The organism is Exiguobacterium sp. s163, assembly GCF_018617135.1.
Classification (GTDB): Bacteria; Bacillota; Bacilli; order Exiguobacteriales; family Exiguobacteriaceae; genus Exiguobacterium; species Exiguobacterium profundum.
The window spans coordinates 35,977-47,210 of record NZ_JACSJN010000002.1; the positions used below are offsets into that span (position 1 = coordinate 35,977).

Below are 11,234 nucleotides of genomic sequence, written 5' to 3' on the forward strand. Positions count from 1 at the left end.
GGCTTGAAAGCATGCTGATGATCACTCAAGATGTAAAGGGAGAGCGCTATGAGGCGCTCATCGATGTTTTGCTTGAGCACTGCACTCACTTTGCGTTCGTGGAAGACAGGCGACGCATGGAGATTGAAGAGGAGCGTCTAGCGTATATGGATGTACTGACTGAAGAGATTCGTTGGGATTTGATTGAACGAACTATCGTAAGTGAGTGGGAGACAACACGACTGTCTGTGGATACAGCGTATCTATATTCGTTTCATATGAATTACAGGACGGTACAGTTCTTAAAAGAACGGGGTCGTTCATTATTCAGTTGGATTCATCCGAAACTTCCGGAAGACTTGATGTTTTATACGGGAGAGACATGTGTGCTTGCGGTATGCTCCCATGAATCGTTCTTTGTCGTCGATGAAGAGATGTGGGAGCGTATTAGATTAGATGAATGATCAAGGTCACCTCTTATATGGGTGACCTTGTATTAAGTTTACTTGCTAGAGAAGGGTTTCCAGTCTGGGTCTTTTCTGTCGTGTTTATTCGGTTTTCTGACATCATCACAAAAGAGCCGTTCACTCGCACCAAATTGAATGTAATTTTGTTGAGCCTGTCGAAGCGACACCGTATTCGCACCGCCTTCATAATCGGGATCATCGAATTGAACCCCGTCGTCCTCCTAAAAGCAGATTCGACAAATGTCGTATGTGCCTGGTGGTTCCTCTTCTAACGTCTGATAGCCACAGCATGGGCATGTGTATCTCACCATCATCACCTCACTATTTAGTATAGAGGATACAAGCAAAAAGCGTTCGACCATTTTCTCAGGTCGAACGCTTTCTGTCATAAGATCACCATCGAGATCAACGTCAAGATGGCAAGCCCACCTTGTGTCAGAATAATCTTCTTGTCACTCGTGATACTGCCATATAGGGCAACGAGGATGATATAGGTCAGGATCATGGTGACAATCTCGACCGGGTTTGGGGAAAGGTATAGTCCGTACAAGAGCCCGACCCCAATCAATCCGTTATAGACGCCTTGATTTTTGAACAAAACCGACACCGAGTCTCTCGTCAGCTCGTCTTTCGATAGACGGAAGACGCGTGACGTCGACGAGGATGCCGTCGCAATCGTCTCTAAATAGAAGATATAGAAGAATTCGATGGCGACAAGCGTTCCGAACACAAGGGTGAGCGTCGACATATTAGTTGACCGCTGCTACTTGCACGACCGGTTTCGCTGACACGTAGTTCGCCACGTTTTGTGCGAAGTTGATGAGGACTGGGTTTTGGTTGTGCTGCTCGAGAGCGGCTTGGTCTTCCCAGTTCTCGATCATGACAAAGCGGTTCTCAACAGATGTTGACTCGTATAGGTCATATCCGACACAACCCGCTTCTTGTTTTGATGAGTCAATCAAAACTTGGATGTCACGCAAGAAGTTCTCGCGTTGTGAAGCTTGGATATCGAATGTGGCGTTGACTAAGATCATGGTTGATTCCTCCGATTGTGTGGTGAATTATTTGAATGAAGTGACTGTTTGAGCATCAAGGCGAACGGATTCGTAACCTTCTTCTGCTGCTTTCCCTACAGACAAGATCATGACTGGTACGTAGCGATCTTTGTCGAGACCGAACGCTTCTGCGAGCTGGTCTTTCTCGAAACCACCGATTGGATTCGTGTCATAGCCGTGTGCACGGGCTGTGAGCATGAATTGCATCGCTGCGAGACTCGCATCGATCTTCACGATGTCGTTCATCTCTTGTTTCGAGAGATTTTTGTAGTAAGGGATGATCGCGTCGAGCTGTTGGTCACGTACTTCTTGTGGCATTTTACCTTCTGCGACCGCTTGATCGTAGATTTGTTCGCCGTACTCGTAGCACTCCATGTCTCCGAAGATGAGGAGCATCGCTGCAGACGTGTCGTTTTGACGCGTGTTGAAACGGATGAGCGGCTTGAGCGTCTCTTTCGCTTCTGGGCTTTCAACGACGACGAAGCGCCATGGTTGCATGTTGACCGATGATGGAGCCGTTGTTGCTTCCTGAATCATCTCGAGCATCTCTTCTTGTGAGATTTTCACGTTCTCGTCATAAACACGAATTGATTTACGACCGAACATAACGTCTGTAAATGTATTGTTTTCGAATGTAGTTGCCATTGGTGAATTCCTTCTTTCTCTGTTTAGGTGTGACTGTTCAATTTTTGAAGCAGTCCGGATAAGTGTTGAATCTCTTCAGCGGACAAGGCTTGTAAGACGAGGTGGTTGGCCTGTTCGTCTCGTTCGCAATCCCTTAGGTCTTGCTCTGCTTTCTCTGTCACACAGACGAACATCTCGCGATGGTTCTCCGCGTTCCGCTCTCTGACGACAAATCCTTTCTCTTCAAGGATTTTCAAATGTCGAGTGATGGCGGCATTGTCGATTTTCATCTCTTCCTTAATCGCACGTTGCGAACAAACGCCTCGTTCTTTGACGACTTGTAACATCTCGTAGCGGGTCAGGCTGAATCCTGTCTCCCGTTCGAACGACGATGCGACATTTTGTTCCGCCACCTTGATTTGGTAAAGTAATCGGCTGATTTCACGTAGGTCCATTGCGTCCCACCTTTCTCAATTGACTTATCAATCGTTGACTTGTCAAACGATACAACGTTTTGGATTGCCTGTAAAGTCAAACGCTCAAAAAAGACGACACCGGATTATTGTGTCGTCTTCTCTTCGATAGGGGTGCCATCAAATCGATATTCTGTCGTGAATGTCGTATCGTCGAATCCATACAGGCGGTCATAGGCGTTCAAATCCTCAATCGTCCGCACATCGAGGAAGGACGGGTCGATGTCAGACGCTTTGCGCGTGAACATCATGTACCGTTCTGTGTAATCATCATTTCCTCCAGGCTTCCCGTCGAACGAGAAGTGAATCGAATAGACGTCGGATTCCACTTCACGGATGACATCGAGGATTCGTTGTTTCTGTTCGTCCGTATTGTTCCAGTCTTCATGAAACATGATCGAGACGTCGAGATACGTCTTCGGATTCGTTTCATAGATGGACGGCGGGGCCGGGCTGACTTTTGCTTGCACATCATCGGACACTCCGGTCGGTACTTCCGCACGGACGGTCTCTTCTTCTTTTAAGATTCTTTTCGAAACGAGGCGCTCGTGAATCGTCCGCTCTGCCTCGCGTTCCCAATACGTCTCGAGCACGTTATCGTGGATGGAGCCGTCACCATACGTTTCGAGAATATAAGTTCCGGCGAACGGTTCGTTCGTCAATGTGACTTCCCCGACATAACCGCCCATCTTCCAATCGCGTGACAGCTCGATATCGGGTTGTTCGTTGTACGTTTCCTTCACATACGCGGTATAAGTCTCCCGTGCCTCTGACTTTTCAATCGTCGTATATACGAAGAGCCCGCCAGCAAGAACCCCACCGACCATACTTGCCAGTAATCGTTTTTTAATCATTTCGTCACCTCTCGTTCAATCTACCTGATATTGAAGGAGAATACCTCGGTCCAAAGTCTTATTCAAATCATTTCCATTTCGCTGTAAACTAAAAGTGCCCTCAAAGAACTATTGTAATTGCGTGTACTAATACATATAATACACTTAAAGAGTAACATTGACTATGAGAGGGTGTGACCCATGTTATACAAAATCGATATGAAAAGTTCAGAACCGCTATACGAACAAATCGTCAATCAAACGAAAGAGCTCGTTATCCGTGGAATTTTACGACCCGGAGATAAGGTGATGTCCGTGCGTGAACTCGCCACCGATCTTGTCATCAATCCGAATACGGTCAGTAAGGCGTATCAGGAGTTGGAACGGCTCGGGCTGCTTGAGATGCGACGTGGGCGCGGGACGTTTGTCTCCGAGGACTGGGTGGACGATGATGCGGCACGTGAGCCGGTCATCGCCTCGATCAAAAAGATTGCGATTGATTGCCACTATGCGAACGTGCCGTTAGACGAAGCCATTGGCGTATTGCGAACGGAATATGAGAAAGTAGGGAAATCCAATGCTGAAAGTTGAACAGTTAAGTAAAAAAATTGACCGTCAAACAATTTTGGACGGAATTGACTTTACTGTCGAGTCAGGAGAAATCATCGCGCTCGTCGGACGTAACGGTGCCGGCAAGACGACACTTCTCCGGACGATGGTCGGCATCATCCGCCCAGATCAGGGAGACGTGCTTTATGGAACGAAAAGTATCTTTAAAGATGCCGGATTGAAGCGGGACATCATCTTCGTACCGGATTCGGCGGACGCGCTCAAACACTATACGGTAAACGAGGCGACGGACTTGTATGAGTCAATCTACCCGTCGTTCAATCGTTCCGCCTTCCGTGAGACATTGACGCGTTACAACATCGACAACAAAAAAATTCGCCAACTCTCAAAAGGTCAAAAGGCGCTCGTCACGTTATCGCTCGCTTTCGCCGTCCAAGCGAAATACTATCTGCTCGACGAACCGACGGACGGTCTAGACGTCGTCGCCAAGTCAGACGTGTTGAAACTGATGATTGCCCAAGTCGAGAAACGGAACTGCTCGATTATCGTCTCGAGCCACCAGTTACACGAACTTGAACGAATTGCCGACCGCATCATCATGATCGAGAGTGGACGCGTCAAAGCAATCATGTCGCTCGAAGAGGCGCGTGCTCTCAGTATTAAGTGGCAAGTCGTCTTCAACGACCATGTCCCGGTCGAGTTGCTCGAACGAAAAGATATTGAAATCATTAGTGTGACAGGACGTGTCGTGCTGTTCATGGCGAAAGAACGCACAGACGAGCTCGAGGCGTTTATCGATTCATACAATCCGATGCTCATCGAAGAGATCCCGATGTCTCTCGAAGACGTATTCCGTATCCAGTTAGGAGGAGAAGCCCATGCCGTCTAAAGTGTTGTTGAAAAAAGATTGGAAACAAGTGTCGCTGCTTTGGATCTTGCTCGTTTTTTTAGGCGTCATCGCCTTCACGGTGCCGGTATGGACGCAAATGCAGGTGTATGAGGAACAGATTCGCGATATGCAAGAAAATCCAAGTGATTATTCGGATGTAATCCAAGAAGATATAGAGACGATGACTACCGAGGACTTTTTCAATAGCAATTCTGATTTCGGATATTTAGGAGGACTCGATGCACTCATTCCGATGGGGGTCGTCGTCTTCTTATTTGTCATCTTCGGTGCGCTTATGGCATCCGTACTGATTGGAAGTGAACGAAACAGTCAAATGTCGGACTTTTCGATGTCGCTACCATATACCCGCACCCAGCTGTACATATCAAAATGGGTGATTGGTGTTACAGGGATTGTTCCAGCGACATTGGTAGGGGGGGCATTGATGTTTCTCATCATCCGTCTTTCTGACTATTCCTTCTTACTTGATGGCAATGAGGTCAAAGTGCTCGGATTGATTGTTTTCCTACTTTTGTCGGGCATCTCATTTTTCTCGGTATCGCTATGGATGGGATCATTTGGTGGTGAGTCGATCTCACAAGTCGTTTGGACATTTGTGGCACTTGTCTTCCCGATGGGGATTGTAGCCCTCATTCAAGGATCGCTCATAGCCTTTTCTCCAAATCTTTCATATACACTTTTTGACGAGGTATTTGAAAGTGTACCGATGCGAATCCTGTCACCGTTGAATAACATCGTCAATACAGATATGTATTCAATCTTTGATTCTCGAGCGGAGTGGACGGAATTCCTTACAATCGGTTTGTCCAGTTCGATTGTCTTTATCGTTCTAACATTTGGTCTCGGATTGTGGATGTTCAAGGAAGCACCACAAGAAAATAATGGCCGCTTCTTTATGTTCTCGAACTGGTTATGGCTCATCCATATCGTTATCGTTATTTGTTTCGCAATGTTAGGCGGTGTGTTCTTCTCGGGAATTTTTTACCCGCAAAGCGTGATGTTATATGTTGTCGGTTTTGTGATCGGAGCGTTCTTAGCACACTTACTCGCTAAACGCTTGCTTTACCGCTTCAACTTGAGACTCAAATCGTAAGGAGGGACACCTATGAAACGCTTCTGTCTGTTGCTCGTACTCGTCATCTCACTGGCAGGATGTATGAACCCGGAACCGGACGCCTTTGAATACAAAGGGGCGAAAGTCGGGGACAATGCAGCCGTCGTCGGCATTGCCGGAAGTTTGCCGCTACATGAATGCTATCAATCGGTCGAACTGCAGACGAAGAAGCGTCCTTATGGGTTGACCGTCCGTTACGAAGATCCGGGAATGGAACGAGCGGAACAAGAACGTCTGGCGATTCGGAATGCAGCTGCCTATTTTACCCTCATCCCGAACGCCGAAATTGTCCGCTCTGCATTCCCGAACCGGACCTACGCTTTCTCTCGACCCGAGATGGAGGCATGGTTCGGAACGGACTTCTCAAATATTCGTCATGAAAAAGAATTGCAACAACTTATGAATCAGAAGCTTGAACAACTGGATTCGAAAGATTCCTATTTTAGGCGGGTATGACAGCGATTGGATAACAAATCCAATCGCTTTTTTTGATATTTTCTGAAAATTATCGGGTAAAGGGTAGATGAAAGCGTTTTCTTAGCATTATAATAGGGTTAACTGAATGAGTATTCATTTCCAAGGAGGAGCAGCGATGAACAAACCGTGGTTACAAGATTATCCAGAAGGAATGCCCCAGTCAATCGATTATGAGGTAAAGCCGCTCTATGAGGCATTGTCTCGCGCAGCAAAGGATTATCCGAATCGTACGGCCGTCTCCTTTATCGGAAAGGAGTGGACATTCGCGGAAATCGATGATGCCGCACGTCGACTCGGAACGATGCTTCAAGCGAAAGGACTTGAAAAAGGCGACCGCGTCAGCCTCATGCTTCCGAACTGTCCTCAATACGTCATCTCGTTCTATGCCGTGCTCTATGCAGGTGGGACGGTCGTCCAGACGAACCCGCTTTACACGGAACGAGAGCTAGAAAACCTCGTCACGGACGCAGGGGTCAAAATCGTCATCACCCTCGACCTGTTATATCCGAAAACGCTTCGCGTCAGTGAGAAGACGGAGATTCAAACCGTGATCACGACGAGTATCGCTGATTACTTACCATTCCCGAAAAACAAACTGTATCCAATCAAAGTGAAACGGGAGAACAATATCGTCATCGATACGACCGGTTCGACGCTGTTCAAAGATTATAAGGACTTCAATCCTATCACGCCGCTCGACATCGATCCAAAAGAAGATGTCGCCGTTCTTCAATATACAGGGGGAACAACGGGACTTCCGAAAGGGGTCATGTTGACCCATTTCAACTTGACGGCGAACGCGGATCAAATCACGAACTTATTCTATAAGTACAATCGCGGGGACGAGAAACGAGTACTGTGCGTTGTTCCGTTCTTCCACGTCTATGGGATGTCGTGCTGTCTGAACTTTGGGGTCACGAACGGCTATGAGCTTGTCCTCGTGCCACGTTTCGAAGTGACGGATGTCTTGAAGACGATTCAGAAGAAAAAGCCACACTTCTTCCCGGGCGCACCGACGATGTACGTCGGGATCTTGAACGACCCGAAACTGAAGAAGTATGATTTGTCTTCGATCGAGGCGTGTATCTCGGGTTCGGCACCACTTCCAATCGAAGTGCAAGAGGAATTTGAGAAGATCACAGGAGGTCGCATCGTCGAAGGATACGGTTTGTCTGAGACGTCTCCGGTCACGCATGCGAACTTCTTATGGGATAAACGGATTGTTGGCTCGATCGGTGCCCCGTTATCGGATACTTCTGCTAAAATAGTAAAAGCAGACGGAGAAACAGAGGCGGACATCGGTGAAATCGGGGAGATCATGCTGAGCGGTCCACAAGTCATGAAAGGCTACTGGCAGAAACCGGAGGAAACGGCAGCCGTCTTGAAAGATGGGTGGCTCGCAACTGGTGACCTCGGCTACATGGGCGAGGACGGGTTCTTCTATATTGTCGACCGGAAGAAGGACATGATCATCGCAGGTGGCTTTAATGTCTATCCGCGTGAAATCGAAGAAGTCCTCTACGAACATCCGGCCGTGAAGGAAGCGGTCTGTATCGGTGTCCCAGATCCATATCGGGGTGAGACGGTCAAAGCGTTCATCGTCCTTCGCGATGGCTCGAGTGTGACGGAAGAAGAACTCGACAAACATTGTCGTGAGAAGCTTGCGGCCTATAAAGTGCCAAAGTTGTATGAGTTCCGCGACGAGTTGCCGAAGACGTTCGTCGGTAAGATTTTACGCCGTGTCCTCGTCGACGAAGAGAAGGCCAAACAAGTGAAACAAAGCAGTTGACACCAAGCGTACGCATGATAGAATAATAAATGAATGAACCATCATTCATTTTTCTGCAACGGTAAGGAGCTTGGGGTTAATGACAAATCATATTTCGAAAAGTGACCGAATCATTGATGCGGCGGTCAAAGTAATTGCCAATCATGGCTATCACGGTGCAAAGGTGACAGCCATCGCCAAAGAGGCGGGTGTCGCGGACGGCACGATCTATTTGTACTTTAAAAACAAGGAGCATCTCTTAATCGAATTGTTCCAAGCGAAGATGGGGCTGTTCATCGACTACTCGAAACAACAAATCGAGAGCGAGACGTCAGCCGGGAGTAAGTTGTATCAGTTGATTGAATCACATTTAAAGCAACTGTCGGCAGATTACGACCTCGCCGTCGTGACACAAATCGAACTGCGGCAGTCGAACTTGGTACTTCGCCAAAAAATCGGAGAAGTGCTCAAACCGTATTTGAACTTAATCGATTCTGTCGTCAAACATGGAATCGAGACAGGAGAGTTTGACAAGGATTTAGATTATCGACTCGCCCGTCAAATGATTTTCGGCACAATCGATGAGGTTGTGACGAGTTGGATGGCGAGCGGCTTCAAGTATGATCTGTTGTCGACGCTTCCAAATGTGCACCATATGTTGAAAAAAGGGCTTACGTAACAGTGAGCCCTATCACTAGCTCAAAAAATGAATGCTGATTCATGAATGATGGGAAAGAATTGACTAAAGGGGGATCAACCATGAATATTTTTGTTTTGCTGAAACGTACGTTTGATACTGAGGAAGCGATTCAGCTCGAGAATGGGGAAATTCAAGAAGACGGCGCTGAGTTCATCATCAACCCGTATGACGAATATGCGGTTGAAGAAGCGATTCAAAAACGTGACGCACTCGGGGGAGAGGTCACGGTCGTCACGGTAGGACCAGAAGATGCGGACAAAGAATTACGTACAGCACTCGCAATGGGTGCGGACAAAGCCGTTCGCATCTCAATCGAGGACGATGTCGAGGATGCGGATCATGTCACGATTTCAAAAGTTCTCGCCTCATACTTGAAAGAACAGGACGCAGACCTCATCTTCGCAGGAAACGTGGCAATCGATGGCGGTAGCGGACAAGTCGCACCACGAGTCGCAGAACTTCTCGACATGAACTACGTGACGACGATCACGGCTCTTGAAATCGATGGCACGACGGCAACGGTCACACGTGACGTCGAAGGGGACACGGAAGTCATCGAAGTCGCACTCCCACTTCTCGTAACGGCACAACAAGGGTTGAACGAGCCGCGTTACCCGAGCTTGCCAGGAATCATGAAGGCGAAGAAGAAACCGCTCGAAGAACTCGAACTCATGGACATCGATCTCGATGAAGATGAAATCGAAGCGAAAATCGAGACGATTGAACGATTCTTGCCAGAAGAGAAGAAAGCCGGTCGCATCCTTGAAGGCGATATGTCGACACAAGTGAGCGAGCTCGTACAACTTCTTCGCACGGAAGCGAAAGTCATTTAAGGGGGAGATCATAGATGAAAGCTTTAGTACTCGCAGAAGCGCGTGAAGGCGCGTTACGTAACGTATCATTCGAAGCCATCGCTGCGGCGAAGCAATTGACAGACGATGTGACGGCAGTCGTGATTGGGGATCACGTGCAATCACTCGCACAAGAACTCGGGGAGTATGGGGCAAGTCGTGTCCTCGTCGTCGAAGATGATCGCCTCAAGCATTATACGCCAGACGGCTACGGACAAGTGCTCCGTCAGTTGATCGAGCAAGAAAATCCGGAAATGATCGTCCTCGGACATACGGCTCTTGGGAAAGACATCGCACCGAAACTTGCGGCACGTCTCGATGCCGGACTCATCAGTGATGTTGTCTCGATCGAAGGGACAGGACGCGACGCAGAGTTCGTTCGCCCGATCTACTCAGGGAAGGCGTTCGAGAAAGTGAAGTTCAAAGATTCGGTCATGTTCTTCACAATCCGTCCAAACAACATCGACGCACTTGCACGTCAAGCGGGCGCGAGCGTCTCTGTTGAAACGCCGGCGGTCGAATTGAAAGACCTCGCGATGATCGTCAAAGAAGTCGTGCGTAAGGCGACTGGGAAAGTAGATTTGGCGGAAGCGAAAGTTATCGTCGCAGGTGGACGTGGCGTGAAGAGCGAAGATGGATTCAAACCGCTTGAAGAGTTGGCTGAGCTTCTCGGAGGAGCGGTCGGTGCTTCACGTGGAGCATGTGACGCTGATTACTGCGATTACGCACTTCAAATCGGACAGACGGGTAAAGTTGTCACGCCAGACCTCTACATCGCATGTGGGATCTCAGGAGCAATTCAACACTTGGCTGGGATGAGTAACGCGAAAGTCATCGTCGCCATCAACAAGGACCCAGAAGCAAACATCTTCAGCGTGGCAGACTATGGCATCGTCGGCGACTTGTTCGATGTCGTCCCGATGTTGACGGAAGAGTTCCGTAAGCACCTCGTCAATAGCTAATAAGCAAAACGTTTTGGGGTTGTTACCCTCCGTGGTATACTCTGAACATGAATTGCATGAGAGTTCTTTACCAGGACTCTCTCATCTTATTGGGGAGGTTTTTACAAATGGCTATTAAACACGCAACGACTCAATCGTTTGAACAAGATGTAAAAGAGGGCGTCGTCCTCGTAGATTTCTGGGCAACTTGGTGTGGACCATGTCGCATGATCGCGCCAGTTCTCGAAGAACTCGATCAAGAAATGGGTGACCAAGTCCAAATCGTGAAACTCGACGTCGACGAAAACCCTGAAGTCGCAGGTGCTTTCCAAATCCAAAGTATCCCGACACTCATGATGTTCAAAGATGGCGAGCCTGTTTCGAAAACAATGGGCTTCCAACCAAAAGAAGCATTGAAAGAGTTTATCGCGACAGCACAATAATTGCGTAGCAGCCGATTGAGATCGGCTGC

Annotated in this window: 15 protein-coding genes and 1 pseudogene; 10 read left to right on the plus strand and 6 right to left on the minus strand. The window is 48.1% G+C overall.

Annotation, left to right across the window (positions count from 1 at the left end):
• The first annotated feature begins 11 nt into the window (after positions 1-11).
• Entirely contained in the window at positions 12-443 is a 432-nt protein-coding gene (locus KNO71_RS06680) for a stage III sporulation protein AH (protein WP_251024812.1), read from the plus strand.
• Between the two features lie 38 nt (positions 444-481).
• Here KNO71_RS06680 and KNO71_RS06685 read toward each other — a convergent pair.
• The 6 genes and pseudogenes from KNO71_RS06685 to KNO71_RS06710 form a co-directional block, all read right to left on the minus strand.
• Positions 482-754: pseudogene (locus tag KNO71_RS06685) on the minus strand (CPCC family cysteine-rich protein).
• A gap of 77 nt (positions 755-831) precedes the next feature.
• Positions 832-1,194 (minus strand): DUF1304 domain-containing protein, encoded by a 363-nt coding sequence (locus tag KNO71_RS06690; protein WP_214687764.1) that lies wholly within the window; start codon positions 1,192-1,194, stop codon positions 832-834.
• 1 nt (position 1,195) lies between these two features.
• Positions 1,196-1,480, minus strand: coding sequence for a putative quinol monooxygenase (locus KNO71_RS06695; protein ID WP_026826548.1), 285 nt, complete (start codon positions 1,478-1,480; stop codon positions 1,196-1,198).
• Between the two features lie 27 nt (positions 1,481-1,507).
• A complete protein-coding gene (locus KNO71_RS06700) occupies positions 1,508-2,146 on the minus strand; it encodes a nitroreductase family protein (protein WP_214687766.1) in 639 nt (212 codons plus the stop codon).
• Positions 2,147-2,169: 23 nt separating this feature from the next.
• Positions 2,170-2,580 carry a MarR family winged helix-turn-helix transcriptional regulator gene (locus tag KNO71_RS06705; protein ID WP_214687768.1) on the minus strand — a complete coding sequence of 137 codons (411 nt, stop codon included), beginning with the start codon at positions 2,578-2,580 and terminating at the stop codon, positions 2,170-2,172.
• 104 nt (positions 2,581-2,684) lie between these two features.
• Positions 2,685-3,452: a hypothetical protein gene (locus KNO71_RS06710; RefSeq protein ID WP_214687770.1), complete on the minus strand. Its 768-nt coding sequence runs from the start codon at positions 3,450-3,452 to the stop codon at positions 2,685-2,687.
• Between the two features lie 180 nt (positions 3,453-3,632).
• Here KNO71_RS06710 and KNO71_RS06715 point away from each other — a divergent pair, with 180 nt between their 5' ends.
• The 9 genes from KNO71_RS06715 (at position 3,633) to trxA (ending at position 11,205) form a co-directional block, all read left to right on the plus strand.
• Entirely contained in the window at positions 3,633-4,022 is a 390-nt protein-coding gene (locus KNO71_RS06715) for a GntR family transcriptional regulator (RefSeq protein WP_078146516.1), read from the plus strand.
• Positions 4,009-4,890 carry an ABC transporter ATP-binding protein gene (locus KNO71_RS06720; RefSeq protein ID WP_214687773.1) on the plus strand — a complete coding sequence of 294 codons (882 nt, stop codon included), beginning with the start codon at positions 4,009-4,011 and terminating at the stop codon, positions 4,888-4,890. The genes KNO71_RS06715 and KNO71_RS06720 overlap by 14 nt, the downstream gene beginning before the upstream one ends.
• Complete coding sequence (locus KNO71_RS06725; protein WP_214687775.1) at positions 4,880-6,004, plus strand: ABC transporter permease subunit; 1,125 nt, start codon at positions 4,880-4,882, stop codon at positions 6,002-6,004. Before KNO71_RS06720 ends, KNO71_RS06725 begins: the two co-directional genes overlap by 11 nt.
• Before the next feature lie 12 nt (positions 6,005-6,016).
• Positions 6,017-6,481 (plus strand): DUF4825 domain-containing protein, encoded by a 465-nt coding sequence (locus KNO71_RS06730; protein WP_214687777.1) that lies wholly within the window; start codon positions 6,017-6,019, stop codon positions 6,479-6,481.
• A gap of 136 nt (positions 6,482-6,617) precedes the next feature.
• Entirely contained in the window at positions 6,618-8,291 is a 1,674-nt protein-coding gene (locus KNO71_RS06735) for an AMP-binding protein (RefSeq protein ID WP_214687778.1), read from the plus strand.
• A gap of 79 nt (positions 8,292-8,370) precedes the next feature.
• Positions 8,371-8,949: a fatty acid metabolism transcriptional regulator FadR gene (locus tag KNO71_RS06740; protein WP_074037553.1), complete on the plus strand. Its 579-nt coding sequence runs from the start codon at positions 8,371-8,373 to the stop codon at positions 8,947-8,949.
• Between the two features lie 80 nt (positions 8,950-9,029).
• Complete coding sequence (locus tag KNO71_RS06745) at positions 9,030-9,803, plus strand: electron transfer flavoprotein subunit beta/FixA family protein (protein ID WP_078146521.1); 774 nt, start codon at positions 9,030-9,032, stop codon at positions 9,801-9,803.
• A gap of 14 nt (positions 9,804-9,817) precedes the next feature.
• Entirely contained in the window at positions 9,818-10,783 is a 966-nt protein-coding gene (locus KNO71_RS06750) for an electron transfer flavoprotein subunit alpha/FixB family protein (RefSeq protein ID WP_015881089.1), read from the plus strand.
• 107 nt (positions 10,784-10,890) lie between these two features.
• Positions 10,891-11,205 carry a thioredoxin gene (gene trxA / locus KNO71_RS06755; protein ID WP_015881090.1) on the plus strand — a complete coding sequence of 105 codons (315 nt, stop codon included), beginning with the start codon at positions 10,891-10,893 and terminating at the stop codon, positions 11,203-11,205.
• The last annotated feature ends 29 nt before the right edge of the window (positions 11,206-11,234 follow it).